The 26087-nt window shown below is 69.7% G+C and carries 26 protein-coding genes; 9 read left to right on the forward strand and 17 right to left on the reverse strand.

Annotated features, from left to right (window positions below; all coding sequences use genetic code 11):
* Positions 1-14: 14 nt before the first annotated feature.
* Entirely contained in the window at positions 15-167 is a 153-nt protein-coding gene (locus tag LCN96_RS42960; protein WP_225268152.1) for a hypothetical protein, read from the forward strand.
* 56 nt (positions 168-223) lie between these two features.
* On the opposite strand, the gene LCN96_RS42965 is transcribed toward LCN96_RS42960, so the two are convergent.
* The 3 genes from LCN96_RS42965 to LCN96_RS42975 all read right to left on the reverse strand — a co-directional run bounded on the left by LCN96_RS42965 (position 224) and on the right by LCN96_RS42975 (position 4625).
* Positions 224-1483: a class I SAM-dependent methyltransferase gene (locus LCN96_RS42965; RefSeq protein ID WP_225268153.1), complete on the reverse strand. Its 1260-nt coding sequence runs from the start codon at positions 1481-1483 to the stop codon at positions 224-226.
* Positions 1484-1491: 8 nt separating this feature from the next.
* Complete coding sequence (locus LCN96_RS42970) at positions 1492-2841, reverse strand: FAD-binding oxidoreductase (RefSeq protein ID WP_225276182.1); 1350 nt, start codon at positions 2839-2841, stop codon at positions 1492-1494.
* Positions 2842-3083: 242 nt separating this feature from the next.
* Entirely contained in the window at positions 3084-4625 is a 1542-nt protein-coding gene (locus tag LCN96_RS42975) for a serine/threonine-protein kinase (RefSeq protein ID WP_225268154.1), read from the reverse strand.
* Positions 4626-4764: 139 nt separating this feature from the next.
* Here LCN96_RS42975 and LCN96_RS42980 point away from each other — a divergent pair, with 139 nt between their 5' ends.
* Both LCN96_RS42980 and LCN96_RS42985 read left to right on the forward strand, forming a co-directional pair.
* Positions 4765-5886 carry a CaiB/BaiF CoA transferase family protein gene (locus tag LCN96_RS42980; RefSeq protein ID WP_225268155.1) on the forward strand — a complete coding sequence of 374 codons (1122 nt, stop codon included), beginning with the start codon at positions 4765-4767 and terminating at the stop codon, positions 5884-5886.
* Positions 5883-7034, forward strand: coding sequence for a cytochrome P450 (locus LCN96_RS42985; protein WP_225268156.1), 1152 nt, complete (start codon positions 5883-5885; stop codon positions 7032-7034). The genes LCN96_RS42980 and LCN96_RS42985 overlap by 4 nt, the downstream gene beginning before the upstream one ends.
* Here LCN96_RS42985 and LCN96_RS42990 read toward each other — a convergent pair.
* Complete coding sequence (locus LCN96_RS42990) at positions 6991-8211, reverse strand: FAD-dependent monooxygenase (RefSeq protein WP_225268157.1); 1221 nt, start codon at positions 8209-8211, stop codon at positions 6991-6993. The genes LCN96_RS42985 and LCN96_RS42990 overlap by 44 nt on opposite strands.
* An 80-nt stretch (positions 8212-8291) precedes the next feature.
* Between LCN96_RS42990 and LCN96_RS42995 the strand changes: the two genes are divergently transcribed.
* Positions 8292-8813 (forward strand): TetR/AcrR family transcriptional regulator, encoded by a 522-nt coding sequence (locus LCN96_RS42995; RefSeq protein WP_225268158.1) that lies wholly within the window; start codon positions 8292-8294, stop codon positions 8811-8813.
* Between the two features lie 106 nt (positions 8814-8919).
* Here LCN96_RS42995 and LCN96_RS43000 read toward each other — a convergent pair whose 3' ends face one another.
* The gene (locus LCN96_RS43000; RefSeq protein WP_225268159.1) at positions 8920-9372 is read right to left on the reverse strand and encodes a GyrI-like domain-containing protein; all 453 of its coding nucleotides are present in this window, start codon (positions 9370-9372) and stop codon (positions 8920-8922) included.
* A gap of 96 nt (positions 9373-9468) precedes the next feature.
* On the opposite strand from LCN96_RS43000, the gene LCN96_RS43005 reads away from it, so the two are divergent.
* Positions 9469-10908, forward strand: coding sequence for a GuaB1 family IMP dehydrogenase-related protein (locus LCN96_RS43005; protein WP_225268160.1), 1440 nt, complete (start codon positions 9469-9471; stop codon positions 10906-10908).
* Positions 10909-10944: 36 nt separating this feature from the next.
* Here LCN96_RS43005 and LCN96_RS43010 read toward each other — a convergent pair whose 3' ends face one another.
* The gene (locus LCN96_RS43010; protein ID WP_225268161.1) at positions 10945-11700 is read right to left on the reverse strand and encodes an SDR family NAD(P)-dependent oxidoreductase; all 756 of its coding nucleotides are present in this window, start codon (positions 11698-11700) and stop codon (positions 10945-10947) included.
* A 78-nt stretch (positions 11701-11778) separates the two neighbouring features.
* Between LCN96_RS43010 and LCN96_RS43015 the strand changes: the two genes are divergently transcribed.
* Together LCN96_RS43015 and LCN96_RS43020 are read left to right on the forward strand one after the other, a co-directional pair.
* Positions 11779-12153 carry an FKBP-type peptidyl-prolyl cis-trans isomerase gene (locus LCN96_RS43015; protein WP_225268162.1) on the forward strand — a complete coding sequence of 125 codons (375 nt, stop codon included), beginning with the start codon at positions 11779-11781 and terminating at the stop codon, positions 12151-12153.
* Between the two features lie 118 nt (positions 12154-12271).
* Positions 12272-13795, forward strand: a complete 1524-nt coding sequence (locus LCN96_RS43020) for an ATP-dependent DNA ligase (RefSeq protein ID WP_225268163.1) — start codon at positions 12272-12274, stop codon at positions 13793-13795.
* A 316-nt stretch (positions 13796-14111) separates the two neighbouring features.
* Here LCN96_RS43020 and LCN96_RS43025 read toward each other — a convergent pair whose 3' ends face one another.
* Positions 14112-15236, reverse strand: coding sequence for an IS5 family transposase (locus LCN96_RS43025; RefSeq protein WP_225268164.1), 1125 nt, complete (start codon positions 15234-15236; stop codon positions 14112-14114).
* Between the two features lie 671 nt (positions 15237-15907).
* Here LCN96_RS43025 and LCN96_RS43030 point away from each other — a divergent pair.
* Positions 15908-16198, forward strand: coding sequence for a septal ring lytic transglycosylase RlpA family protein (locus tag LCN96_RS43030; RefSeq protein ID WP_225276183.1), 291 nt, complete (start codon positions 15908-15910; stop codon positions 16196-16198).
* A gap of 48 nt (positions 16199-16246) precedes the next feature.
* Here LCN96_RS43030 and LCN96_RS43035 read toward each other — a convergent pair whose 3' ends face one another.
* A complete protein-coding gene (locus tag LCN96_RS43035) occupies positions 16247-16840 on the reverse strand; it encodes a DUF1707 and DUF4870 domain-containing protein (RefSeq protein ID WP_225268165.1) in 594 nt (197 codons plus the stop codon).
* A 133-nt stretch (positions 16841-16973) separates the two neighbouring features.
* On the opposite strand from LCN96_RS43035, the gene LCN96_RS43040 reads away from it, so the two are divergent.
* Positions 16974-17318, forward strand: a complete 345-nt coding sequence (locus tag LCN96_RS43040; protein ID WP_185102309.1) for a hypothetical protein — start codon at positions 16974-16976, stop codon at positions 17316-17318.
* Here the strand turns inward: LCN96_RS43040 and LCN96_RS57545 are convergent.
* The 9 genes from LCN96_RS57545 to LCN96_RS43085 form a co-directional block, all read right to left on the reverse strand.
* Positions 17246-17776: a LuxR C-terminal-related transcriptional regulator gene (locus tag LCN96_RS57545; protein WP_311132074.1), complete on the reverse strand. Its 531-nt coding sequence runs from the start codon at positions 17774-17776 to the stop codon at positions 17246-17248. The two genes, LCN96_RS43040 and LCN96_RS57545, sit on opposite strands and share 73 nt — an antisense overlap.
* A 302-nt stretch (positions 17777-18078) precedes the next feature.
* Positions 18079-18468, reverse strand: a complete 390-nt coding sequence (locus tag LCN96_RS43050) for a nuclear transport factor 2 family protein (RefSeq protein WP_225268167.1) — start codon at positions 18466-18468, stop codon at positions 18079-18081.
* A gap of 504 nt (positions 18469-18972) precedes the next feature.
* The gene (locus LCN96_RS43055) at positions 18973-20208 is read right to left on the reverse strand and encodes an epoxide hydrolase family protein (protein ID WP_225268168.1); all 1236 of its coding nucleotides are present in this window, start codon (positions 20206-20208) and stop codon (positions 18973-18975) included.
* A 54-nt stretch (positions 20209-20262) separates the two neighbouring features.
* Positions 20263-20721 (reverse strand): nuclear transport factor 2 family protein, encoded by a 459-nt coding sequence (locus LCN96_RS43060; protein ID WP_225268169.1) that lies wholly within the window; start codon positions 20719-20721, stop codon positions 20263-20265.
* A gap of 606 nt (positions 20722-21327) precedes the next feature.
* Complete coding sequence (locus LCN96_RS43065) at positions 21328-22731, reverse strand: DUF4192 domain-containing protein (protein ID WP_225268170.1); 1404 nt, start codon at positions 22729-22731, stop codon at positions 21328-21330.
* Positions 22732-23122: 391 nt separating this feature from the next.
* Positions 23123-23890 (reverse strand): SDR family oxidoreductase, encoded by a 768-nt coding sequence (locus LCN96_RS43070; RefSeq protein ID WP_225268171.1) that lies wholly within the window; start codon positions 23888-23890, stop codon positions 23123-23125.
* A gap of 192 nt (positions 23891-24082) precedes the next feature.
* Positions 24083-24853 carry an EI24 domain-containing protein gene (locus LCN96_RS43075; protein ID WP_225268172.1) on the reverse strand — a complete coding sequence of 257 codons (771 nt, stop codon included), beginning with the start codon at positions 24851-24853 and terminating at the stop codon, positions 24083-24085.
* 10 nt (positions 24854-24863) lie between these two features.
* Positions 24864-25445 carry a Maf family protein gene (locus tag LCN96_RS43080; protein WP_225268173.1) on the reverse strand — a complete coding sequence of 194 codons (582 nt, stop codon included), beginning with the start codon at positions 25443-25445 and terminating at the stop codon, positions 24864-24866.
* A gap of 16 nt (positions 25446-25461) precedes the next feature.
* On the reverse strand, positions 25462-26073 hold the full coding sequence (locus LCN96_RS43085; protein ID WP_225268174.1) for a DUF937 domain-containing protein: 612 nt from the start codon (positions 26071-26073) through the stop codon (positions 25462-25464).
* Positions 26074-26087: the final 14 nt, after the last annotated feature.

Genomic DNA, 26087 nt, shown 5'->3' on the forward strand with positions numbered 1-26087 from the left:
GAAGGAGAGCACCCGTGGGCAGGCACGCGAAGCCCCACAACCCCAAGGAGCAGGAGCCGCAGGAGGATCGCGGCCCCGACGAGCAGGGCCCGAGCACGGGCCGGCACGCCAAGGACCGTCAGTGCCGCCCGTCAGGGGAGCCGTCGGAGTCCTGGTCCGCCGCTTAGAAACGGAGCTTGCGCAGGCGCAAGCTCCGTTTCACCTTTTCCGATCAGGCCGCCGATCAGGGCCAGTCGAGCGACGGGCGGAGCGGGACCCCCGAGCGGCCGTCCGCGTCCAGCTTGACCCCCAGCACCTGGTGCAGCTGCACCTTGTTGCGCTCGAAGCCCACGATGCAGCCCGCCATGTACAGGGCCCACACCCGGGCCGTGCCCATGCCGACCTCCTGCACCGCGTCCTCCCAGTTGGCGTCGAGGTTGTCGCACCAGTGACGCAGGGTCTTGGCGTAGTGCTCGCGCAGGTTCTCCTCGTGGCGGATCTCGAAGCCGAGGTCCTCCATCTGCCTGATCAGCCAGCCCACCGACTCCAGCTCGCCGTCGGGGAAGACGTAGCGGTTGATGAAGCCGCCCTTGTTGAACGTCTTCTCCTTGCCGGTCGGCCGGGTGATGCAGTGGTTGAGGATGCGGCCGCCCGGCTTGAGCTTGCTGTACAGGAACGCGAAGTAGGCCGGCACGTTCGCCTTGCCGATGTGCTCGGTCAGGCCGATGGAGCTCACCGCGTCGAAGCCCGACTCGGTGACGTCCCGGTAGTCCATGAAGCGGACCTCGGCCAGATCCTGCAGCCCGGCGTCGGCGATGGCCTTCTGCGCGTACTCGGCCTGCTGGCGGCTGAGAGTGACGCCGAGGGCCTTGACGCCGTACTCCTTGGCGGCGTGCATGACCATGCCGCCCCAGCCGCAGCCGACGTCGAGCAGCCGCATGCCGGGCTTGAGCCCGAGCTTGCGCGCCACCAGGTCGAACTTGGCGTACTGGGCCTCCTCCAGCGTCGAGTCCTCCGTCGGGAAGCAGGCGCACGTGTAGGCCATGGACGGGCCCAGCACCCACTCGTAGAACCGGTTGGAGACGTCGTAGTGGTGGTGGATGGCCTCGGCGTCGCGCTGCTTGGCGTGGCGGGAGCCGAGCTTGGCCAGCGCGCTCTGACGCATCTCCTGCGGGGGCGGCGGCACGCGCATGAGCAGCGGCTTGACGCCCAGGGCCCGCACGGCGTCGATCTTCTCGGACGTGGTCAGGTCGTTGGTGGTGATGTTCCACATCCGGTCCAGCAGCGTGTACATGTCGCCGTGGACGTCGATGTGACCGGAGATGTACGCCCTGGCCAGGCCCAGCTCGCCCGGTGCCTGAGCCAGGTAGGCCACCGCGATGGGGGACTTGACCTCGATGGCCAGGTCGGCCCCGTCCGGCCCGGCCTTGCTGCCGTCGTAGGCCATGAACGAGATGTTCGCGTTCGAGCCGACGATCTTCTCAAAGATGGATGCGAGAGCCATCTGCTTGCTCACCTTCCCCGTACACACTTTTCGTACAGGTCCAGCAGGCGCCCATTCGGGTCGTATTCCCGCTTGACCGGCCAGTAGGCATCGCCGTTGTACAGCTGCCAGAACTGCTCACGGGCGTAGAAGGAGGTCGAGTAGAGCGACTTGTGCCCGTCGAGATCGTGCACCGCACGCTCGATGAGCCGGTTGTAGTAACCGTCGAACTGCCCCCGCGGCAGCGGCACCATTCCCCAGAAACCGAAGTTGACGTAGAGCTTGCCCGGCTCGAGCGGGTAGATCGGCCAGCGGGAGCCGGCCCTCAGCGGGCACATCCACACCGGCGTCATGCCCACCTTCTCGTGGAAGAACTCCAGGAACTCGGCTCCGCGCTCGACCGGCGTCTCGACGTCCTGGATGACGGACTCGCTCACGGGCTGGTCGCGCCACCTGTCGACGCGGGCGGTCAGGCCGTACTTGCGGTCGAGCGCCACCAGGCGCCGGTAGACGTCGGAGCGCATCCAGCGGCGCGGCATGAGCGAGCGGACGACCGGCTGCTGCACGCCGAAGGCGCGCGAGCACCAGAACCAGTCGGTGTCCCAGCGCCACAGGTAGTCGCGGACCGTCAGCCAGTCGCGGCTGCGCTGCCTGATCGACTGATAGTAGATCCGCATGCCCGTGTAGTCGGAGATGTAGGGGGCCCGCTCGGCGAAGCGGCCCAGCGTGAGGTACATCTCCCCCGGCTCGAAGAACACGCCGTCCACGAAGTCGACGCGCTCGCCGTCGTAGACCATGCTGTCGCAGATCTCCTGCATGGCCAGCATGCACTTGCCCGCGTCGGTGAACTTGACGTGGGTCAGGTGCACGTACGGCTGCACCTTGCGCAGCTTGATCCTGATGCGCAACGCGTAGCCGAGCGTCCCGTAGGAGTTGGGGAACGCGCGGAACAGGTCGCGGTACTCGTTGTCGTCGCGGGCCACCACCACGCGCCCGTCGCCGGTGAGGATCTCCAGTTCCTCGACCGACTCGTGCGGCAGCCCGTCCCTGAAGCTGGTGGACTCGATGCCGAGCCCGGTCACGGCGCCGCCCAGCGTGATGGTCTTGAGCTGCGGCACCACGTACGGCATGAGCCCGTGCGGCAACGTGGCGTCGACCAGGTGCTCGTACGTGGTCATGCCCTGGACCTCGGCGGTCATGGTGTCGGGATCGACGCTGATGACCTCGTCGAGGTCTCGGGCCGAGAGCTTGGCCGTCCTGCCGCCGTCACGGAACCGGAAGAGGTTGGACGTGGCCTTGGCCAGCCTGGGCGCGGCGTCACCGGGGATCTCGGCGTACGACTGCCGGATCTGCTCTACTGCCCGCCGGTGTGTCGACATCGTCGTCGTCACGAAAGCACCCCCTTGAGCTGGTAGAGATCGTCCGTAAGACCGTATCTCCCAAGGGCCACCTCGAACAGACCGGGGTCGTTAAAGACGCGAAAACTGTTCATCGTGCCAGGTAAATGGCCTATGTGGTAGGTGATTGGGTAAACTTCCCGGAGATCTTGGGCGATTCGCCACTACCACACCCCGGGGCGCCCCGCTCGGGCGGGGCACCCCTCGGGCCGGTTTCCGGAGGCTCAGCCGCCCACGGTGAAACTGTTGATGACCTGCCGCATCAGCGGCCTGTTGCGCTGCCACTGCTCCTCGGTGACGGTCCACGACAGCACGTACGCGGTGTCGCCGATCGTCAGGGCGCGGCGGATCTCGTGGTAGCGGGTGCCCGGCCGTACCCAGCGGGCGTCGTTGACCTCGCCGGCCGTCCAGGTGAACTCCCACTGCACGGCCTTGACGCCCTGGTGGCTGACGGTCCTGCGGCCGCGGTTGACCACGCTCTGCGCGTTCTGCCTGAGCGCCTCCTGGCCGTCGCGGATGAGCTGGCTGGGGTCGAGGCTGGAGTACACGGCCTCGACGCCGAGGTGGGCGTTGCCGTCGCGGCGGGTCCACTCGGTGTACGCCTCGCCGAGCGCGCCCCGCCAGCCGGTGGGCCGCAGGATCGACCAGCCCTCGCGCGACTTCCACACCCGCACGGCGGGCACGGCCCTGGTCGCGCTGGGCGAGGGCGTGGCGGAGGGCGAGGCGCTCGGCGTCGGCGCCGCGCTGGGCGTGATGGGCTGGGTGGCGGCGGCCGGCTGGGTCGTGGCGCGCGGCGCGCCCTCGGCCGGCGAGGCGGTCCTGAAGTACACGACCGCGCCGCCCGCGAGCACCAGCACCACCGTGGCGGCGGCCGCGAGCAGCGCCCGCCCCGGGCCCTGCCCCTTGCTCTTCTTCTCCGGGACGTCGAGGTCCTGGGCCGGGGGCTTGGCGGCGATGATGGCCGTCAGCAGCCGGTCGGCCTCCTCGGCGTCCACGCGGTTCTGGGGCTCCTTCTGGAGCAGGCCCTTGAGGATCGGGTGCATGATCGGCGGGATCCTGCGGTAGTCCGGCTCCTCGGTGAGCAGCGCGTTGAGCGTGGCCATGGGGTCGCCGCGCTCGAACGGCGAGCGGCCCACCATGCACGCGTACAGCGTGGCGCCCAGCGACCACAGGTCCGAGGCCGGTCCCGCGGCCTCGGCGCGGACCCGTTCGGGCGCCAGGAAGCTCGGCGAGCCGGTCACCATGCCGGTCCTGGTCAACGAGACGTCGCCCTCGACGGTGGCGATGCCGAAGTCCATGAGCACCGCCCGGCCGTCCTCCGACAGCAGGATGTTGCTCGGTTTCACGTCACGGTGCAGCACGCCCGCCGCGTGCGCCGTGCGCAGCGCCGACAGCACCTGCTTGCCCAGGTCCGCCGCCTCCCGCACGGGCAGCGCGCCCGTGGTCAGCACGACCTGCTCGACCGTCGGATGGCTGACCAGCTCCATCACGATCCACGGCCGGCCGTCCTCCTCGATGACGTCGTACACGGCGACGACCGAGGGATGGTTGAGCTTGGCCGCGGTGCGGGCCTCGCGCGCGGTCCTCAGGAGCTGGCGCTCCTTGTCGCCGGGCGACAGCGAGTCCGGCAGCAGCACCTCCTTGATGGCCACCTGCCGGTTCAGCAAGGTGTCGTGGCCTTCCCAGACCACTCCCATCCCCCCACGGCCCAGTTCGCGCAGTAACTGGTAGCGCTCCGCAATGAGCCGGTTGCTTTCCGAAACCATTTCCTACCCCTGTTGACCACCCGACAGTGGGCAAGTTTCCCATACCTCCCAGTTGTTCGCCGGAAGGTCGGAAAGGCCGCTTGCACCAGATCACCGAATGTTGTTCTACTGGGGCAGGGTCCACAGCAAGGAGAGGCCGATGACTGAGGTTCGCCGGGGTCCACTGTCCGGAGTGCGGGTGCTGGAGCTCGCCGGGCTCGCCCCTGGGCCGTTCGCGGGGATGATGCTAGCCGATCACGGCGCGGAAGTCCTGCGGATCGACCGTGTCAAGGCGGTCTCCGACCGCCCGCGCGCCGACGTCATGGATCGCGGCAAGCACACGATCGGGCTGGACCTCAAGGCGCCGGAGGGCGTGGCCGCGTTCAAGGAGCTGGTCAGGCACGCCGACGTGGTGATCGAGGTGTTCCGCCCCGGCGTGGCCGAGCGGCTCGGCATCGGCCCGGAGGACCTGCACGCGATCAACGAGCGCCTCGTCTACGGCCGGATGACCGGCTGGGGGCAGGAGGGGCCGCTGGCTCCGACGGCCGGGCACGACATCGACTACATCGCCGTCTCCGGCGTGCTGTCGATGCTGGGCCGCGAGGGCGACAAGCCGACGCCGCCGATCAACATCCTCGGCGACTTCGCCGGCGGCGGGCTCATGCTCGCGTACGGGGTGCTGCTGGCCCTGTACGAGCGCGAGCGCACCGGCCTGGGCCGGGTGATCGACGCGGCCATGGTGGACGGGGCGGCGATCCTGTTCTCGATGTTCTACCAGGCGGTGCAGAGCGGGCACTGGGGACCCCACGGCACGAACCTGCTCGACACCGGCGCCCCGCAGTACGACACCTACGAGACGGCCGACGGCAGATTCGTGGCCGTGGGCTCGCTGGAGCCGCAGTTCTGGGAGGCCATGGTCACTTTGATGGGCCTGACCGACCTGCCCGACAGGAACGACAGGGCCCAGTGGCCCGCGCTCAAGGCGCGCCTGGCCGAGGAGTTCAGGAAGAAGACCCGCGCCGAGTGGGAGGCGCTCTTCGAGGGGTCCGACGCGTGCGTCTCGCCCGTGCTGTCGATGGCCGAGGCCCCCTCCCACCCGCACAACGCCGCCCGTGGCTCGTTCGTCCAGGTCGGGGGCGTCACCCATCCCGCACCCGCGCCGCGCCTGCTCGGCGCGCCCGCGCAGGACCTCTCCCCCGCCACCCGCCTGGCCGACCTGTCCGGCTGGGGTCTGAACCAGGAGGAGGCGGACAAGCTACGTAGCCAAGGGATACTCGCATGATCGACTTACTCGACGGCGACCTGTACGCCGGTGATCCCTCCCCCGTCTACGCCTGGCTCCGCGAGCACGCCCCCGTCTACCGCGACGAGCCCAACGGCCTGTGGGGCATCTCGCGCCACGCCGACATCTCCGCCATCGAGCGCGACCCCCGCCTGTGGACCAGCACCGTCGGTTACCGCCCCCAGCTCCCCTCGGAGCCGTCCATGATCGGCCTGGACGACCCCGAGCACGCCGAGCGCCGCCGCCTCGTCTACCGCCGCTTCACCCCCCGCCACGTGCACGACCGCTACGCCGCCCGGGTCCGCGAGGTCGTGGTGGAGCTGATCACGAGCGCGCTGGAGCGGGGCACGGTGGACGCCGTGAGCGAGCTGGCCGCGCCGCTGCCGGCCCGCATGATCGGCTGGCTGCTCGGCTTCCCCGACGAGGACTGGCCGCGGCTCAAGCACTGGTCAGAGACCACGATCGTGGCCGGCGGCGGCCTGCGCTACGTCACCCACGAGGCCGCGGTGGCCGCCGGCGAGTACGGCCAGGCCGTGCTGGAGCTGGCCGCCGAGCGGCGGGCCAGCCCGCGCGACGACCTGCTGTCCCTGTGGTGCGCCACCCCCGGCTACGACGACGAGTGCCTGGCCAACGACGCGCTGCTGCTGCTCGACGGCGGCGCCGAGACCACCAGGACGGTCATCGCCACCGCCATCGACGCGCTCATCCGCCACCCGGACCAGTGGCGCCTGCTGCGCGCGGACCGGGGGCTGATGGAGGGCGCGGTCGAGGAGTTCATCCGCTGGACCACGCCGATCCTGAACATGTGCCGGGCCGCCACCCGCGACACCACGTTGCACGGCCAGGAGATCCGCGCGGGGCAGCAGGTGCTGCTCATGTACGGGTCGGCGAACCGGGACCCCGAGATGTTCACCGAGCCGGACGTCTTCGACGTGACCAGGAAGCCCGGCGGGCACATCGCGTTCGGCCTGGGCACGCACTTCTGCCTGGGCGCGGCGCTGGCCCGGCTGGAGCTGCGGATCTTCTTCGAGGAGTGGCTGGACCGGGTGGGATCGGCGCGCTGGGCCGACGCCGACGGGCCGCGCATCCTGCCCAACGCCTTCGTCAGGGGTGTGACGTCGTTTCCCGTGGTGCTGAGTAGCTCTTGAGCGCGATCGCGTCGTGCAGGCGCGCCCCGTTGCCGCCGAGCTTGAGCGCGGCCCTGGTCAGCGCGACGGGCAGCCGGCTGACCAGGCGCACGCCCTGGGTCAGCGCCCACAGGTCGAACCGGCTGCCCGGCACGATCCGCTTGGCCGCGCTGATCGCGAACGTGCGGCTGCGGCGCACGTAGTCGCCGAGCTCGGCCTCGTAGGCGGGGTAGGCCCGCGTGTGGTCGCCCCCGTACGCGGCCAGCTCGCCCGCCAGCACGTACGCCCCCACGACCGCGAGGCTCGTGCTGCCCCCGACGGCGGGCCCCGGGCAGTACCCCGCGTCGCCCACCAGCGTCACCCGGCCGCGTGACCAGGTGTCGAGGCGCAGCTGGGTGATCGAGTCGAAGTAGAACGCGGGCGCGTGCTCCAGCTCCGCCAGGATCCGTGGCACCTGCCAGCCCACGCCCGCGAAGCTCTCGCGCAGCAGCTCCTTCTGCCTGGCCACGTCCCTGTAGTGGTAGTCGAGCGGTTGCGGCGTCCTGAAGAAGAACCCGGCGCGCGCCTCGCCCAGGTGGGAGGCCCCGTACATGGCGGCCATCCGGCCGATCCCGGCGATGCCCTCCATGCGGTCCTCGAGCCCCAGGAAGTTGGGCAGCGAGACGACAGCGAGGTAGGCGCCGACCCAGTGCGTGAACCGTGACTCGGGCCCGAAGACCAGGCGGCGCACGGTGGAGTGCAGGCCGTCGGCGCCGATCACCAGGTCGAACCTGGCCGGCTCGCCACGCTCGAAGGTGACCTCGCCGTCGTCGGAGATCGAGGTGATCGAGTCGTCGAAGACGTACTCGACGTCGTGGCGGGTGGCCTCGTAGAGGATCTCGCTCAGGTCGTCGCGCATGATCTCGACGTGCCGGTCGGAGATGGCGCCGACGATCCGCCGCAGCTCCAGCTCGACGCGCGCGCCGTCCTCGGTGTGCATGGTGAGCCGCTCGGTGCCGGTCTTCCTGGCCCCCACGCGCTCCAGCACGCCCATCCGCTCGGCGATGTCCATCGCGGGCTTGAACAGGTCGACCGCGTGGCCGCCCGCCTTGCGCAGCGCCGGGGCCCGCTCGACGACCGTCACCGTGAAGCCGTACCTGGTCAGCCAGTACGCCAGCACCGGCCCCGCGATGCTCGCGCCCGAGATGAGAACCCGCATGACCCCTCCTTACCTATCGTTAAGTAAGTACGCTAGCACGCGATCTGACTTAACGGTAGGTAAGGGCTATTCTGGGGATCATGCCCAGTGACACCAAGGCCCGCATCCTGGCGGTGGCGCGCGAGCTGTTCGTGCGGCAAGGGGTGCAGGCCACCAGCCTGCGCCAGATCTCAGAACGGCTGGGCATCACCAAGCCCGCGCTCTACTACCACTTCTCCTCGCGCGACGACCTGGTGCGCAGCATCGTCGAGCCGCTGGTCGAGGACATCGAGGGGTTCCTGCGCGAGCGGATGCCAGGGGGTGACGCGCGCTCGCTGCTGGAGGACTACTTCGACATGATCTGGCGGCACCGCGACGTGATCGTGATGATGGTGCGCGACCTGTCCACGCTGGGCCATCTCGACCTGGGCACGCGCATGTTCGAATGGCGCAGGGAGCTGATGGACCGGCTGCTCGGGCCGGAGCTCACGATGGCGCAGCGGATCCGCGCGACGGTGGCGCTGGGCGGCATGTCGGACTGCGCGGTCGAGTACGCGCACCTGCCGCTGGAGGAGGTCAAGCCGACGGCCGTCGAGGCGGCGGCCGTCGTGCTCGGACTGTAGTTCGGACTGTCGTTCGGACTGTGGTCACGCCGTGCGCTGTGGTCGCGCTCCGGCTGTGTGGTCACGCCGGGGCTCCGGCTATGGTCACGCCGGGCTCCGGCTGTGGTCACACGGCGATGTAGAGATCCACGCCGTCCGGGTGGTGCACCTCGAGATCCGTCGTGAAGGCACGCGGTGGCGTGCCGCCCGACTCGGTGTGCTTCCACACCGTCTGCCACGCGTCGACCAGCGCCTGCGGCAACGGCCCCCGGGCCTCCAGCCGCAGCGCCTGACCGGCGGGCACGCGCACGGCGACCATGCCCTCGGGCAGCCGCGGCACCGTGCGTACGCCGGTGCCGACGATCTGCGTGTAGGCCCCGTGATGGTCGCTCTCGTAATCGGTGAGGACCGCGTACAGGTTCTCGTCGACGCGGCCGGGCACGTGCGCGAAGGCTCCGGGCGCACCCGCCCGCTGCCACAACGCGGGCAGTTTGGCCCGCGCCGGATCCATTTCGTCGGCGTTGGTGGTGCGTACGGCGAAACCCACCACTACCAGTTCGGCCCGTTCGGTGACGTTCACAGACCCTCCCTCCCCCAAAAGTGTCCCGGCCGATCATAAGGCCCCGCGAAACGGGGAAATGCCTTCTTGACCTGTCAGCACATAAGATGGATGAACGTGAGATTTCTCAACGACCTCGAGCCACATTACGACCTGACCTATAGCGACGTGTTCATGGTTCCGTCGCGTTCCGCGGTCGGCTCCCGGCTCGCCGTCGATCTTTCGACGAATGACGGCACGGGCACCACCATCCCGATCGTCGTGGCCAACATGACCGCCGTCGCCGGGAAGCGCATGGCCGAGACCGTCGCGCGGCGCGGCGGCATCACCGTGATCCCGCAGGACATTCCGCTCGATGTCGTGACGAACGTCGTCGACTGGGTCAAGAACCGCGACCTCGTCCACGACACGCCGCTCACGCTGACCTCGCACGACACCGTCGGCGAGGCCATGCAGCTGCTGCCCAAGCGGGCGCACGGCGCGGTCATCGTGGTCGACTGGGACAACCGCCCCGTCGGCGTCGTGACCGAGGCCGACTGCCGCGACGTCGACCTGTTCACCCAGCTCTCCCAGGTCATGTCGAGCGAGCTGCTCACGCTGCCCGCCGGGCTCGACCCGCGCACCGCCTTCGACCGGCTGCACGAGGGCCGGCACCGGCTGGCGCCCATCGTCGACGGCGAGGGCAGGCTGGTCGGCATCCTCACCCGTACGGGAGCCCTGCGCGCCACCCTCTACCAGCCGGCCGTGGACGCCGAGGGCAGGCTGCGCATCGCCGCCGCCGTGGGCGTCAACGGCGACGTGGCCGCCAAGGCCAAGGAGCTGCTGGAGGCCGGGATCGACTGCCTGGTCGTGGACACCGCGCACGGCCACCAGGAGAAGATGATCTCCGCCCTGCGCGCCGTCAGGGCCCTCGACCCCGGCGTGCCCGTCGCGGCGGGCAACGTGGTCACCGCCGACGGCGTACGCGACCTCGTGGCCGCCGGGGCCGACATCCTCAAGGTCGGCGTCGGGCCCGGCGCCATGTGCACCACCCGGATGATGACCGGCGTGGGGCGGCCGCAGTTCTCCGCCGTGCTGGAGTGCGCCGCCGAGGCCCGCCGCCTCGGGCGGCACGTGTGGGCCGACGGGGGCGTGCGCCATCCGCGTGACGTGGCGCTGGCCCTGGCCGCCGGGGCGTCGAACGTGATGATCGGGTCGTGGTTCGCGGGCACGTACGAGTCGCCCGGCGACACCCACACCGACGCGAACGGGCGGGCCTACAAGGAGAACTACGGCATGGCCTCGGCGCGGGCCGTGCGGCTGCGGACGGCCGAGGACTCCGCGTTCGAGCGGGCCAGGAAGGCGTTGTTCGAGGAGGGCATCTCGACGTCCAGGATGTACCTCGATCCGAAGCGGCCCAGCGTGGAGGACCAGATCGACGCGATCGTGGCCGGGCTGCGGTCCTCCTGCACCTACGCGGGGGCCGCGACCCTGGAGGAGTTCCACGCCAAGGCCGTCGTGGGGATCCAGAGCACGTCCGGGTACGCCGAGGGCATGCCGCTGCACCAGAGCTGGTGACGCCGCACGTCCGGGTGGCTGCGCGCTGAACACGCCTCACGTCCTGCGCCAGCCGCCTGCCGCGTCGATGCCGCCGTCCACGTGCAGCGTCGTGCCGGTCACGAACCTGGCCAGATCGCCGGCCAGGAACACCGCCGCGGCGGCGGCGTCGCACGGCTCGCCCAGGTGGCCGAGCGGCGGCACGCGTACCGGCTCGTAGGGCAGCGGGCGGGCCAGCATGCGCTCGCGCACGCCCGCCTCGCCCTCGGTCGGGATCGCGTCGGGGGCGATGGCGTTCACCCTGATGCCCCTGGGCGCCAGCTCCAGCGCCAGCGACTTCGTCAGGCTCGCCACGGCCGCCTTCATGGCCGCGTACACGGCGAACCCCGGCGCGGCCTGATGGGCCTCGCTCGACGTCACGTTGATGATCGACGCGCCCGCGGGCATCATCGGGAGCAGCGCTCTGATCATGCCGGTGACCTGGGTGAAGTTCTCCTCGATGAGGATCTGCTCACCGCGTGGCGAGGTGTCGGCGAAGCCGGCGTGGAAGGTGCCGCCCGCGTTGTTGACCAGCACGTCCACGCGGCCCCACCGCTCGCGTACGGCCTGGGCGAACACCTCGACCGCCACGTGGTCGCGCACGTCGAGCGTCATCGCCAGCTCGCCCTCGGGCTTGTCGCGGTCGCAGACCGCGACGTGCGCGCCGAACGCGGCGAACGCCTCGGCGACGGCCAGGCCGAGACCTCTGGCCGCTCCCGTGACGACGGCCACGCGGCCGGTGAGCAGGATCGCGTCGGGAGAAAGGGCGGCCATGAACGTTGACGATATCCCGACCGCATAGAGTCGTCGGGTCCATTCTCTTCGAGAACAACCGTCAACAGGAGCACTTTCGTGGCACTCCAGAAGCCCGAGATCGATTTTCCGGGCGGCGAACCGCCCAAGGACCTCGAGATCGAGGACCTGACCGTCGGCGACGGCCCCGAGGCCAAGCCCGGCCAGAACGTCAAGGTCCACTACGTGGGCGTGTCCTTCTCGACCGGGGAGGAGTTCGACGCGTCGTGGAACCGCGGCCAGGCGTTCGAGTTCCCGCTGGGCGCCGGGCGCGTCATCGGGGGCTGGGACCAGGGCGTCGCGGGCATGAAGGTCGGCGGCCGGCGCAAGCTGGTCATCCCGCCGCACCTCGGCTACGGCACCCGTGGTGCCCCGCCGCGCATCAAGCCGAACGAGACGCTCATCTTCGTGGTGGACCTGCTCGGTGTGAGCTGACGCCCCTCAGGGCGTACGGCGCCGGCGCCCTCGGGGGTGCCGGCGCCTTGATCGACACTCTGCGCGATATGCGGATTTGGAGTGGGGAAATGTCGGCGCCGTGAGGCACGATAGGCGTGTGCTTCTGATCGACGTGGTCCGGGTGTCCGAGGCGGTGACGCGCACGTCCGCGAGGCTCGGCAAGGTGGGTCACCTGGCGGAGCTGCTGGGCCGGGTCGGGCCCGGCGAGGCGGAGATCGCGATCTCCTACCTGTCGGGCGAGCTGCCGCAGCGGCAGGTCGGCGTGGGCTGGCGCACGCTGGAGGAGATCCCGCAGCCCAAGCTCGCCGCCACCGCCACGCTGACCGACGTCGATCTGCTGCTGAGCCGGATCAAGGCCGTGTCCGGCCCCGGCTCCCAGGCGGCGCGCAAGGCGCTGGTGGGCGAGCTGTTCGCCGGGCTGACCAGCCAGGAGCAGCAGTTCATGCGGCGGCTGCTGCACGGCGAGCTGCGCCAGGGCGCGCTCGACGGCGTCATGATCGAGGCCGTCGCCAAGGCTTCCGGCGCGCCGTCCGCCGACGTGCGCCGCGCGCTGACGCTGCGCGGCTGGCTGCCGGCCGTGGGCGCCGCCGCGCTGAGCGGCGGGGTGCCCGCGCTGCACGCGTTCCGGCTGGAGGTCGGGCGGGCCGTCGCGCCCATGCTGGCGGGCAGCGCGCCGAACGTGGCGGCCGCGCTGGAGAAGGCCGGCGTCCCGGCGGCGCTGGAGTGGAAGCTCGACGGCGTACGCGTCCAGGCGCACCGCTCCGGCCCCGAGGTCCGGGTCTTCACCCGTACGCTCGACGACATCACGCCGCAGGTGCCCGAGCTGGTCGAGGCGGTGCTGGAGATGCCGTCCGGCGATCTCGTCCTCGACGGCGAGGTGATCGCGCTGCGGCCCGACGGCCGGCCGCACCCGTTCCAGGTGACGGCGAGCCGCGTCTCCAGCAAGACCAACGTGGCCGCGCTGCGCGCGCAGACGCCGCTGAGCGTGTTCTTCTTCGACGCCCTGCGCGTGGACGGCGCCGACCTGCTCGACCTGCCCTACGCCGAGCGCCAGGAGGCCCTGGCCCGCACGGTCCCGCAGGGCCTGCTGACGCCCCGGCTGGTGACCTCGGAGCTTGCCGAGGCGGAGCAGTTCTTCACCGACGTGGTCAAGGCCGGGCACGAGGGCCTGGTGGTCAAGTCCCTCGCCTCCCCCTACGCGGCCGGGCGGCGCGGGGCGGGCTGGATCAAGGTCAAGCCGCGGCACACGCTCGACCTGGTGGTCCTGGCGGCCGAGTGGGGGCACGGCCGGCGCGAGGGCAAGCTGTCCAACCTGCACCTGGGGGCGCGCGACCCGGAGGGCGGGTTCGTGATGCTCGGTAAGACGTTCAAGGGGCTGACGGACGAGCTGCTGGCCTGGCAGACCCAGCGCTTCCTGGAGCTGGCCGAGGGGCCGACCGACGAGTGGACGGTGCGGCTGCGGCCCGAGCTGGTAGTGGAGATCGCCTTCGACGGGGTGCAGCGGTCGCCTCGGTATCCCGGGGGGATGGCGTTGCGGTTCGCGCGGGTGCTGCGGTATCGGCCGGACAAGCGCGTTGAGGACGCTGACACGGTGGAGACCGTACGGTCCTTGATGCTCTGATCCTTTGTGGGTTCCACGGAAACCTGGAGATCGTCGGCGTACGCTCGGGTTCTGGTGGGGGCAGTGAGATATTTCACTGGATGTCCCATTAAGTTGCCTTTACCCGCTCTTTGTCGCATATGTTCGTGCCCATCGCGCGGGATCCCCCGTCCCGCCGCCAGGATCGGCCGCCTTTGCCCCCATCCGTCGTCGGCGCGGCCTTTTCCCGATCTGTCCCCTATCTAGGACCGTGGTTTACCTTGGGCCAGCACAGTCGTACGCCGTCTCCGCAGGATCGCAGGCCGTCCGCTGCCTCTGAGAGCCTGTTGGCAGAGGCTTAAGCCGCTGTCGGCACTGGCCCGTAGAGGGCTGGTCCGATCTTGTTGATGTGGCCCTGGTGGGACCATTGGGACAGTTGGACGCGGAAGCTGTTGACGTTGTCGATGGCGAGGATGGCGGCCAGTTCGGTGCCTTTCCAGGCGCGCCAGGGCTGGGCTGCCAGGAGCTCCAGGACCTTGCCTCGCCTGTCGGGGCTGGTCAAGCACGGGAGCGGTGGCGGGCCGCCCCAACGGCGATTGGGCGGTTGACCTGCGAGTTCTCGGGTGAGGCGGCGGGTCATCTGATGAACGGCCGCCCACCAGATCATCGCTTCGTGATGGGCGGGCCGCCGTTCGTAGCACCGCACCAGGCGGCGGTGCCGCATCAGCCAGGCCAGACTCCGCTCGACGACCCATCTGCGGGGCAGGACGACGAAGCCTTTCATGTCGTCGGTGCGCCTGACGACGGCCACGGTGATCTTCAGGGCCTTGGCTGCCCAGGTCACGAGTCGTCCGGCATAGCCGCCGTCGGCCCACACCAGCGTGATGGTGGAGAACTTCCCCCGCAGGAGGGCCAGGAGCGGGTGAGCGCCATCGCGGTCCTGGACCGAGGCGGCAGTCACCAGCACGGTCAGCAGTAGCCCGAGCGTGTCGACCGCGACGTGCCGCTTCTGCCCCTTGATCTTTTTCCCGCCATCGAAACCGCTGTCGGCGGCACCGATGGTCTCGCTCGCTTTCACACTCTGCGCGTCGATGATCGCGGCCGTCGGTGTCTCCTTCCGTCCCGCGGCGACGCGGATCCGACCGCGGAGCCGATCGGCCAGCCGTGCCGGCAGTCCCCGCTCCGACCAGCGCTCGAAGAACGCATAGACCGCCGTCCAGGGCGGGAAGTCCACCGGCAGCGCCCGCCATTCGATCCCGTACCTGGTCACATAGCCGATCGCATCCACCACCGCCCGAAGATCATGTTTCATCGGGCCGCCTGGACCCTTGCGCAGCTCGGCCATGACAGCCTCGGCCTCGGGCAGCAACACCTCCCACTGCGCATCAGACAGATCAGACGGATAGGGACACGAACGGCTCCAGCAGCCACAACCGGGCACGGCGCAACTGGCGGAGCCCGGCGGAAACCGGTAGACAGTCATCCAAGGGCTTCTGATGGGCGAGAGACGTAGACACTCCCTCAACTATCAGAAGCCCTCTTCCGTCCCCGAAATCGCCACGCATCACACCAAACCCTCTGCTAACAGGCTCTGAGCGCAAGCCGTCCGCCTCGAAGCACAAGTCGGTCGCCTCGGAGCACACGCCGCCGGTCTCGGAGCGCAAGCCGCGCGCCTCGGAGCACAAACCGGCCGGGCATCGGGCTGCCAAGCGCCGTTGGACCACCGTCGCCGTCGGTGCGGCCGTCCTCGCCGCCGCCTCCACCACCGCGTGGGCCGCCATCGGCAACGACTCCCCCAGCCGGACGTCGGCCCTCACCCCGTCGTCCTCCCCGAAGTCCTCCTCATCCCCGGCCCCCGGATCGTCCGCCCCGGGATCGCCCACCCCGGGATCTCCGGCCTCCGACGTCCGGGCCGCGGCGGCGGCGCAGCCGAAGACCGCCCAGTCCCCCGCGCCTGCCTCTCCCCCCGAACGGCCTGCCAAGCCCTCGGCCCCCTCCCCCAGCACCACCCCCGCCACCACCGCGCCTCCCCAGCGCGCGGAGTCAAAGGTCAAGACAGAAGCAGAGCCGGAAACGAAGGCGGAAACGAAGGCGGAAACGAAGGCGGAGGCGGAGGCGGACAGGACGGTCACCACGAAGCCCAAGTTCCGCGTCCTGTCCTCCGGTAGCTGCGGCGCCTCCTACTACGGCGAGCCGCAGCAGACCGCCAGCGGCGAACGCTTCAACCCCGCCGCCATGACCGCCGCCCACAAGACCCTCCCCCTGGGCAGCAAGGTCCGCGTCACCAACCCCGACAACGGCGAGTCCGTCACGGTCCGCATCAACGACCGCGGCCCCTACATCGGCGGACGCTGCCTCGATCTGTCCAAGGCCGCCTTCGCCGCCATCGGGAACATCAACGCCGGGGTGATGCGGGTGAAGTACGAGGTGCTCGGCCGCCGGTAGCGGGAAAGCACAGGCAGCCCCCGGCGTAATATGTCTCGGGCCCTCCGGTCACTTCACCAGGCGAATCGTCATGGGGTAACGGAAATTGCTCTCCGACAACGCCGAGACGCCCCCGACGATGGCCAGGATCAGTGCAGCGACCCAGATGAACGGCACCAGCACGATCCCGACAAAGGTCAGCGGCAGCAATACCGAAGCGCCGACGACCGTGATCTGGAAGTTCAGCGCCTCCAGCGCGTGCCGGCGAATGTAGGGCGAGGTCTTTCCGCCGGTGAGCAGCAGGAGCAGCGGGCCGAGGATCGGGAAACCGACGATCGGCAGCGCGTGCGCGAGAGCCGCCCCGAGACGCTCGCTGCTCTCCGCCGTGCCCACCGGGGGCGCCGGATCAGGCAGCGGGGCGATCCTGGGGACGGCCTGCCGGCCGTACAGCTCGTTCATGATGGGCACGAGGTCGCCGTGCGTGCGCGCGGTCATGGCGCGCTCCAGGCGGTCGTCGAATTCGAGCTTGTCGAAACGACCTTCCGCGTATGCGGCTTTGACGTGCTCGACCACGTTCTCTCGGTCCTGGTTGGTGACGCGCAGTTGAGCTGGCGGCACCTGTCCCGGCCCAGGGGTTTTCGGTACCCCAGCCATAATCGCCATGCCTCTCCTCGGTGAATCGAACGGTCATCTCCCATACTGCGCCGTGCGTTCCCCGGGTGCCATCAGGAGAATCCCGGATTCGTCCCCTAGATCATCCCCGACGCGGCGGCTCCAGACGGTATAAAAAGGATTCATGAGATGGCGAGACCGCTACGGCATTCGTCGACTGCGCGGCCGCAAGATCGCGAAGTTCGACCGTGAGGCGACAGACGCCGACATCGAGGCGCTCATCGCCTTCGCCCGTTCGCGGCGCGGTGTCGAGTTCTACGTCGAGCCGGAGACGTTCGCCACCGACACGACCGCCGTGGCGGTGGCCGATGATGGCGAGTGGACCAGGCGAAGGGTCGGCTCACCGGCCGTGATCCACAAGGTCGCCCGTGACCTGGCCTTGCCCGTGTACGACGTTCAGCTCACCGGGTACCCGCCGCGGATGCGGGCGTACAACGAGCGCCGCAGGAAGGAAGAAGGCAGCCTCTGACAGAGCATCCCCCGACGATCCCCACTGACCCTCTCCACCTCCCGGAGGCAGCCACGCGCCTGGTGACGTTCGCCGGCCTGGTGGCGTTCGGCGGCCTCATGGCGTTCGGCAGGCTCGTAGCGTCCGGTAGCCTCGTGCGTCCGGCAGGCTCGTAGGTCCGGCAGCCTCGTAGATCCGGCGGCCTCATGGCGTTCCGGCGGCCTCGTCCTTATGCAGGCCGATTCGGCTGTGCGGCCGGTTGCGTGCAGCGCGCCGGCCAGCTTTCGGCGCGAGCTCACGCCGACCTTGATGAACACCTTGCACAGGTACCACTCGACGGTCTCGGGGCTGAGGAACAGCTGGGCGCCACCGATCTCAGGGTTGCTGCGCCCGGCGACGGTGAGCTGCACGGTCTCCGCCTCCTGGGCGGTCACCTCGTCGAAGGCCCCGCCCCCGCGCCGCCGCACCCCCTCCCCCACGGCGGCCGGCTCCCGGCGCGCGCTCGCTCGGCGTACGCGTCCATGAGCAGCTCACCGAACTGCTCCACATGCCGCAGGTGACTCCCAGGTGGCCACGCGGCGGTTGGCGCGCCGCAGCCACTCGCCGAAGAGCAGGTGCGCACGGGCCGGTTCCGTGCGCACCCGCGCCGGCGACAACCTTTCGATCGCCTCCCGATACAGGCGGGTCGGCTTCCCCTCTCGCGCTCAGCAGCGCGCGCAGGCCGCGCGCCCGGCCAGGGTATCGATCGCCTTTCTCAAGATTCACTGCCTGGCCGGGAGCCTCACATCAGCGTGCGGGCGTACTCGGAGTTGGTGTAGTCGCGCCACTCGACGATCCGGCCGTCCCGCAGCCGGTAGATCGCCATGTTCCTGATCGGGGCCAGCGGGCGGCCGGGGAGCGCGAGCCCGTGGAGCTGTTCCGCGATCACGGTGTCGCCGTTGACCGCCTGGTGGAGGGTGGTGAACTCGACCCGTTCCATGGCCGAGAACACCCCTGCCCACAGTGCGACCACGGCCTCGCGGCCCTTGATCTCGGGGCTGCCGTAGTTCTCGAAGGTGATGTCCTGGTCGAAGTAGGGAGCGAGCTTGGTGGCGTCCTTGAGGGCGAAGAGGTCGAAGAACTCCTTGATGAGGGTGTCGTTGTCGAGGGTTGTCTGGGTGTCGTCGTTCATGGGTTCGGCTCCTGTCCGGTGAAGTGATCGAGGTGCGCCCGCGTCCTGAATGGGCCGGCGCTCGGCGGGTAGGTCTTTCGGGCCGGAAGCAGCGCACCGGACCGGCGACCGTCTCGGCGCGCCCGCCGCACGCATCCGGCGCACGCATCCGGCGCACGCATCCGGCGCACGCACCCGCACGCACCCGCACGCGCATCCGGCACATGCGGCCCGCGTCCAGCACCGCAGCCTGGGCGGCCAACACCGCAGCCTGGCGCCCAGCACCGCACCCCAAACGTCCAGCACCGCACCCCCAGACGTCTAGCGCCACATCCAGCCGTTGGCACCACGGCCCAGACGTCCAGCACCACGGCCCAGACGTCCAGCACCACGGTCCAGACGTCCAGCACCAACGGCCCGGACGGCCAGCACCACCACAGCCCGGCGTTCAACAGCCGCGCCCGGTATGGAACGTCCGCTGCGGGCGCTCCGGATCCGGCGGCGACGAGACCATCGCCCGCCCGGTCAGCGCAGCTTGCGGAAGGTCTCACGCAGGTCGTTCGTGAAGGCCTCCGGGTTCTCGTAGTGGACGAAGTGGCCACCCTTCATGTGGGCGTTCACGTTGATCACGTTGAAGGAGTCGCGGGTGGGCCCGTTCTCGAAGGCCGCGATGCGCTCCTCGACGGTGTTCACGCCGGGCGGGTAGGCGTCCCCGAGGAGAAAGGTGAAGCCGGCCGGCGCCTCGACGACGGGACGGCGGTCGTGGGAGGGGACCCACGGGTAGCGCACCGCGTTGCGGTACATGCGGATGGAGGAGCCGATGGCCTGGTTCACCCAGAACGTGGTGGCTTCGGTGAGGATGAAGTCGCGGGGGAAGTTCGCCGCGAAGTCGCCCCGCTTGTCGCTCCACTTCTTCCATCGCCGCAGGAGCCAGGCGAGCATGCCGATGGGCGAGTCGTTCAGGCCGTGGGTGAGGGTCGAGGCGTCGAGCATGTGCACCGCGACGTGGGAGGCGTAGGTGTTGACGAAGTTCTCGAGGCCCGCCCGCAGCTCCGGTGTGGCGTCCTCGGGGATCTTGGCGCCGTCGGTCAGGTCCCAGTAGCGCTCGTTGGCGAACATGCCGGGCGGCAGATCCTGACCGTAGTGCAGGCCGATGATGCTGTCGGCGTACTTGTGGCCGAGCGCGCTGGTGACGAGCGCGCCGTAGTCGGTGCCCGCCGCGGCGTACTTCTCGTAGCCGAGCACTTCGGTCATGAGCTTGTGCATGATGTCGGCGATCTTCCAGTAGTTCAGATCTCCCCTGCCGACCGGGGTGGACCAGCCGAAGCCCGGCAGGTCGGGGATGATGACGTCGAAGGAGTCCGCCGGGTCACCGCCGTGGGCCGCGGGATCGGTCAGCGGGCCGATGAGGGGCAGGCTGAACCCGCTGGACCAGGGCCAGCCGGAGTGCACGGCGAGCGGGACCGGGTTCGGGCCCTTGCCGCGCACGTAGTAGAAGTGCACGGGCGTGCCGTCGATCTCGACCTTGTACTGGTCGTAGGTGTTCAGCCGCTGTTCCTGCGCCCGCCAGTCGAAGCCGTCCGCCCAGTACTCCACGAGTGGTTTGAGGTAATCGGTGCTGATTCCGTAGTACTCCTCCTCGTTGTCCAGGTCGTCGAAGTAGCGGGTCCTCTTCAGCCGGTCCTTGAGGTCGTCCAGGGCCTGCTGAGGGACGTCGATCTTGTACGGTTCCGCCGCGCCGGGCTTGTTGTCGCTGTTCATGACAAGTCTTCCTTCTAGCGAGTTTCAGGTGGGTATGAGGGACCGCTGGTGGCTTCAGGTGGTGAAGTCGAGGCGGAGGCGGGTCTGCTTGAGCTCGGCGATGTGCCAGGTGCCGTTCGTCTTGACGAACCGTGCGTGGTAGTGCCCGAAGCCGTGCATGCCCCTGAAGGGGATGTCCTCGGACACGGCGGCGTCCGCCGGCCGGGTGACGATGTCCTCCATCGCCCAGACGCCGTGAGCGTCGGTCTCGGAGTCGACGTCGATCTCGTCGGAGAACAGGTGGTGCACCAGGGTCACGCCGGGGCCGCCGCTGGCGCCGACAGTGGCCGCGATCCCCTCGCGGCCCTCCATGTGCAGCCAGACTGATCCGTCCGGCTTGTGCGGGGTGAACGTGCCGTCCGGGGTGAACAGGTTCGCCAGATCCTGCCAGCGTTGGTGGTCCGCGTACCGGACATAGCGAGCCATCAGACGGCGCAGCTCTTCAACAGTGCTCAGACGCTCCAGGGCGTCCATGGTCGATCATCCCCTTGTTGGTGATGTGTTCGGAGGTCCTGCCGCCGCCGCTGCTGATGCGCCGCAGCAGGCAGGAATCGCCGAACGAACTACTCCGCGCGCCCTCGCTTCTGGACTGCGTGGTCCACTCATCATGCGACCCGAAAAATGGACCTGCAAGTCCAAAAAAGCGACGACTCCCGTTCGGACCGACATCGACCCTCCTCGGCGGAACCGACTCGGGAAAGGCCAGGGTGGGTCACCTGCCGAGTCGCGGGCGTGCGGCACGGGAAGAGGTGCAGGCCCACCCCACCGGCTCACCACCACCGGAGCATTGCCGGATCCTGCGGCCAATCAGACTCAAGCCCCACCACCGGACTTGCGGCGGACCACAGCCAGACGCGCCGCCAGACGCGCCGGCCGACCACAGCCATACCCAGCGCCAGACGTGCAGCCGACCACAGACAAACCCACCACCAGACCTGGAGCGCAGCACGACCACACCCAGCTCCGGTAACCGGCTCGCACGCGGGACCCGCGTGCGCTACGCCCAGAGCCGTGCGGAGGCACGGCGGCTTGGATTCGTCAACGCTCTATCCGCGGACGGGCGGCTCGGCGTGCGTCGCGTCATTCGAGGGCGGGGGGCGGGTCCTCCTCGTCCAGGAGGTTGATCAAGGGGAGCAGCCAGGCGGCACGGGGCGGGCCCATGGTCTCGTCCAGCTCGGCCGGGGTCGGGAGACGGTCGCGGAGGATGGCTGGGGAGAGCAGGTTCTGTAGGGCGTGCATGAGGAGGTTGGCCATCGAGTAGCTCGGGTCGGCGGTCAGGGCGCGTTCGAGGGCGATGGTGGCCTGGACGCTGTTTCCCGACCGCCAGGCCGCCATCGCCAGCAGCGACGCGACCGGGGGTGTGAAGCGAGGCTCCAGCCTGCGGGTCAGGTCCTTCCAGAGCAGGGAGTGGGAGTCGTCCATCAAGGTCCAGGCCTCGTCGCGGACTCTCATGATCACCAGATCCAGGCCGAGTCTGGCCGCTTCCGCATCGTTCAGGCGGCCGCCGCCGGCATGGGTTTCCAGGGCGGATCGGACCCTGACCAGGGCGTCGGAGACGAACTGCTCGGCGAACGTGTTCAGGTCTGTGGCGGTCATGATCTGGGCCCGGAAGTCGGCGATCGCCGCAGCCGTGGCTCGGCGCATCGCCATCCGTACGGGGCCTGTGACGGGGGCCAGCGTGCGTTCGAGTGCCTCTCGGTTGGGGAGGGCGACCAGGCCGCGGACCGTGGCCTCGGCTGCTATCTGGCTGCTGGACAGGTCGTAGGGGGTGCCGTCCGCTGGGCAGCAGGTTGCCAGGTCGCAGACGTACGACCAGTAGCGGCCCTCGTGAGCCCGCAGCGCCTCGCCCACGTGCACCCCGTCGTTGCGCGCCAGTCGTCTGGCCTCGTCGACTGCCGGGGTTACCAGGTGGCCCGGGCCGTAGCCGACGATGACGATCTCGGTGATGCCCTCGCGGCCGAACAGGGGGGACATCGGGTCGAGTGTGCCCGTCGGGAAGGGCAGGCCCCATCTGGCCACCATCGTCGCTTGGCCTCGGGACAGGCCGATGACGATGAGGCTGGCGGTGGGGTGGAAGCCGACGAGGTAGGGCACGGCGGCCAGGACGTCGGTGGGGCTGCTCAGGGTGAGGTGGGGTTCCGGGGTGAAGGGGGAGGTGGAGGTGGAGGCGAGGTCGAGGTCAGGGTCGCCGTCGGGGTGGGGGTCGGTGTCAGGGTCGGGGTCGGGATGGGGGCCAAGGTGCGGATGGGGATGAGGGTCGCGGTCGGGGTTGCGGTCGGGGTTGGGGTGGCGGTCGGGGTCGCGGTCGCGGTCGGGGTCGCGGTCGCGGTCGCGGTCGGGGTTGGGGTTGGGGTGGTGGTCGGGGTGGAGGCTGGGCGAGGAGAAGGGTGGTGACGTGGCAGGTGGAGGGGGGAGACGGGTGTTGGCGGTCTGGTTCTGCGTTGGTGGGGACGTGGTTGCGGAGTCTTGCCAGGGCAGCTGCATGGGTGTCGGTGTGGATGCCGAAGCTGCGGCGGAGGCACGGGGAGAGGGCGGGCTGGGATCTGCGGTGGCGGTAGGGGTGGTGGGCGGGTTGAGGGAAGCGGGAGTGGGGCGGTTGGTCGTCATGGCTCCACAGGGTGCCGGGTTTCGAGGGGACGAAATGGCGTTGGGAGCGGTTCTGTGGATAAGGGGTGAGTGAGGATCGCGCGGCTGTGGATAAGGCGGCTCGTCCGAAGTGAGGGCATGGCAGCGCGGGCGTGAGACTCCCCCGACGATGTGGCCGTTGAGGCATGAAGCTTGGCCTGCGGCCATTCCCGCCCAAGAAGGGACGGAGTGCGCGTGGCCGCAGGCCGTGGATGCCCCCGTCTGAGAACGGGTTAGCGAGCCTGTACCCCTACCAGGGCACCGGCCCCTGGGCGTTGAAGAAGCCGGCGGTAGGTCCGTCGGCGGCGAGGGTGGCCAGGTGCACCAGTGTCGTGGCGCCCTGTGCCGGGGTCAGGAAGCCGTTGTGGGCGTTGATGTCGGTGGCCACGTAGCCGGGGTCGGCGGCGTTGACCAGGATGCCCTCCTTGCGGAGCTCGTTGGCGTACTGGACCGTCAGGGCGTTCAGTGCGGTCTTGGAGGGTGAGTACGCGGCTGACGACGGCAAGGCCGTGAGGGGGCCGTTCGGGTCTGCGGCGATGGTGAGGGAGCCGGCGCCGCTGCTGACGTTGACGATGCGGGGTGCCGGGGAGCGGCGCAGCAGGGGGATCATGGCGTTGGTGAGGGCGATCACGCCGAAGACGTTGGTCTCGAAGACCGTTCGGACCATGTCCAGGTTCACGGTGCTGGGGAGTTGGTCGGTGGCGTCCTGGGGTGAGATCTGGCCGGAGCCGGTGATGCCGGCGTTGTTGATCAAGACGTCGAGGTGGCGGAAGCGCTGCTCGATCCAGCTCGCGGCCTGGTCGATGGTGGCCTGGTCGGTGACGTCCAGGGTGAGCGCGTGGGCGTCGCCGCCTGCCGCGCGGATCGCCGTGGCCGCTTCCTCGCCGCGCTGCGGGTTCCTGGCGCCGATCAGGACCGTCATGCCCAAGGTGGCGAGCTGGTCGGCGGTCGCGCGGCCGATTCCCTTGTTCGCGCCGGTGATCAGTGCCACCTTCTGGTGGGTGCTGTGGTCGTTCATGATCAAGCTCCTGTCACAGGGGATTCCGTCCTCCCCGGGACGAGATGGCTGCGGCGTTCTGTGACATGGAGGGTGCGGCTCACCGTCTCGTAGCTGAAGTGGACAGCCTGAGGTGGCAGCGGAGCCCGAGATGGCCAGCAGGCAGGAAGCAGCGGCCACCAAGCACGGCGGGCGCGTAAGGAGGACGAGCCCTCAGCGCGCCCCGGCCGGCCGAACATCCGGACCCGCCCCACCATCAGAAGCCAGCCGGTCCCGAGCGAGCAACGCAGCCCCCGCCACAGCAGCAGGCATGGCGATGACAGCCACAAAAGGCACCAGGAAGAGCAGAAAAACCGCCACCCCGAACCCCAGGGCACTGGCCTTGTTGGCGCGCAGGAGCGCGAAGCGTTGCTTGCGGGCCATGCCCCGCCGTTCGAGGGCGAGCGTAGTGAGCTCCACTGTCAGGAAAAATCCGGACACTAGGGCACCCAGCACCGGCACCACCGTCTGCCCGACCACCGGCACGAAGCCCAGGATGAACAGCGGAATCGTGAACAGCAACACGTAGAACAACGTCACCAGACTGTCACGGATGGAGCGCGGCAACGTCCGCCACCACGGCTGCTCGTGCTCGCTCTCCAGCACATCCACCGCCGCCGACAGCTTCTCGTAGAACGGCTCCCCGATGGCCAGCGTCAGCGCCGCGAAGGTCAGCACGGCCAGCACCACGCCGCCCATGACCAACGCGATGCCGACCAACGTCCTGAACAGCTCCCGCCAGCTCCACGAATCGGCGAACGGCGTCAGGAACTCGGCCAGGGCGGTCGCGTTCGTCCCCAGATAGATCAGCACCCCGGCGTACAGCGCGAACGCGATCAACGCCGGGATCAGCCCGAACAGCCACCACCGGGGGTGCTTGGCGACCCACCCGAACCCTTGGAGGAAGAAGCCGACACCCGAGGTGAAGTCGCGCACTGATCGCATGCCCGGCAGGCTAGCGCCAGAACGCCGTGACCGCGTAGCCCAGCTCGGCGAGCAGGTCGCGCACCAGCGGCAGCGAGATGCCGAGCACGTTGCCGTGGTCGCCCTCGATGCCCTCGACGAACCAGCCGCCGCGCCCCTCGATGCTGAACGCCCCGGCCAGGCTGAGCGGCTCGTCCGTGGCGACGTAGGCGGCGATCTCCTCCTCGGAGGGCTGGCCGAAGCGCACGACGGTGGTGGCGACCTCCGCCACCTGGCGGCCGGCCGCCACGTCGATCAGGCAGTGGCCGGTGACGAGGCGGCCCGTGCGGCCCCGCATGAGGCGCCAGCGCTCGATCGCCTCCTCGCGGGTGGCGGGCTTGCCGTACGGGCGCCCGTCGAGCTCGAGGATCGAGTCGCAGCCGATGACCAGCCCCTCTTCGAGCCCGCCCGCGACCGCCTCCGCCTTGGCCGTGGCCAGCACCTTGCTCAGCGCGGCCGGGGAGTGGGCGGAGTAGGCGTCCTCGTCGACGCCGCTGACGATCACCTTCGGGTCGAGACCCGCACTGCGCAGGAGGGCGAGGCGGGCGGGGGAAGCAGAGGCCAAGACGATCACTGGCCTAGCCTACCGGTCACCAGTCGGGGTTCGACCTGCCCGGGGCCACCTCCCGCTCGCTGCGCAGCGGATCGTGGTACGGGTCGTACGGCCCCGCCTGTTTCGGCACGGCGGCGCCGCCGAAGATGCTGCCCAGCAGGCTGCCGAGCAGCTCCCCGAGCCCGGCGGGGATCGCGGACTCCTCACGGCTGAGGTCGTCGGCCACGGCGTCGGCGTCCATGTCGTGGCTGGCGGCCCGGTTCGCCAGCAGGGACATGATCATGGGTGCGATCAGCGGCAGCAGCTTCATGAGGGTGGCGGAGTTCACGCCGGCCAGTTGCGAGAGCCGCACCGCTGCCTGCTCGGTGCCCTGCCCGCCGAGCACGTGGCCGAGGATGCTGTGCCCGTCGCGGGTCAGCGAGGCCACGTCGCCGTTGAACGGATCGGCGTCCATGTGGTCGTCCAGGGCGCCGCGCAGGGCGTCGGCGCCGTCCGGATGGGTGGCGTTGCGGGCCATGCCACCGACGATGGTGCCCGACACCGCCTCGATGACCTTGCGGGCGGTGAGCGTGTCCGTGCCGAGCATGCCGGCGATCTGCTCCACTCCTTGGTCTCCGAGTCCGGCGAGAAGCTCGTCATTAAGTGTCACGACGGTCCCCCGAT

This window comes from Nonomuraea gerenzanensis (assembly GCF_020215645.1).
Taxonomy (GTDB): Bacteria; Actinomycetota; Actinomycetes; order Streptosporangiales; family Streptosporangiaceae; genus Nonomuraea; species Nonomuraea gerenzanensis.

Excerpts from the sequence above, each read along its gene's own strand:
- LCN96_RS42990 (WP_225268157.1), bottom strand. The coding sequence starts at position 8,211 with ATGCGGGTTCTCATCTCGGGCGCGAGCATCGCGGGGCCGGTGCTGGCG.
- LCN96_RS43025 (WP_225268164.1), bottom strand. The coding sequence starts at position 15,236 with ATGACTGTCTACCGGTTTCCGCCGGGCTCCGCCAGTTGCGCCGTGCCC.
- LCN96_RS42995 (WP_225268158.1), top strand. The coding sequence starts at position 8,292 with ATGCCCAGTGACACCAAGGCCCGCATCCTGGCGGTGGCGCGCGAGCTG.
- LCN96_RS42980 (WP_225268155.1), top strand. The coding sequence starts at position 4,765 with ATGACTGAGGTTCGCCGGGGTCCACTGTCCGGAGTGCGGGTGCTGGAG.
- LCN96_RS43070 (WP_225268171.1), bottom strand. The coding sequence starts at position 23,890 with ATGAACGACCACAGCACCCACCAGAAGGTGGCACTGATCACCGGCGCG.
- LCN96_RS43075 (WP_225268172.1), bottom strand. The coding sequence starts at position 24,853 with ATGCGATCAGTGCGCGACTTCACCTCGGGTGTCGGCTTCTTCCTCCAA.
- LCN96_RS43010 (WP_225268161.1), bottom strand. The coding sequence starts at position 11,700 with ATGGCCGCCCTTTCTCCCGACGCGATCCTGCTCACCGGCCGCGTGGCC.
- LCN96_RS42965 (WP_225268153.1), bottom strand. The coding sequence starts at position 1,483 with ATGGCTCTCGCATCCATCTTTGAGAAGATCGTCGGCTCGAACGCGAAC.
- LCN96_RS42985 (WP_225268156.1), top strand. The coding sequence starts at position 5,883 with ATGATCGACTTACTCGACGGCGACCTGTACGCCGGTGATCCCTCCCCC.
- LCN96_RS42970 (WP_225276182.1), bottom strand. The coding sequence starts at position 2,841 with ATGTCGACACACCGGCGGGCAGTAGAGCAGATCCGGCAGTCGTACGCC.
- LCN96_RS43055 (WP_225268168.1), bottom strand. The coding sequence starts at position 20,208 with ATGAACAGCGACAACAAGCCCGGCGCGGCGGAACCGTACAAGATCGAC.
- LCN96_RS43050 (WP_225268167.1), bottom strand. The coding sequence starts at position 18,468 with ATGAACGACGACACCCAGACAACCCTCGACAACGACACCCTCATCAAG.
- LCN96_RS43060 (WP_225268169.1), bottom strand. The coding sequence starts at position 20,721 with ATGGACGCCCTGGAGCGTCTGAGCACTGTTGAAGAGCTGCGCCGTCTG.
- LCN96_RS43065 (WP_225268170.1), bottom strand. The coding sequence starts at position 22,731 with ATGCAGCTGCCCTGGCAAGACTCCGCAACCACGTCCCCACCAACGCAG.
- LCN96_RS42975 (WP_225268154.1), bottom strand. The coding sequence starts at position 4,625 with ATGGTTTCGGAAAGCAACCGGCTCATTGCGGAGCGCTACCAGTTACTG.
- LCN96_RS43035 (WP_225268165.1), bottom strand. The coding sequence starts at position 16,840 with ATGGCGATTATGGCTGGGGTACCGAAAACCCCTGGGCCGGGACAGGTG.
- LCN96_RS43040 (WP_185102309.1), top strand. The coding sequence starts at position 16,974 with ATGAGATGGCGAGACCGCTACGGCATTCGTCGACTGCGCGGCCGCAAG.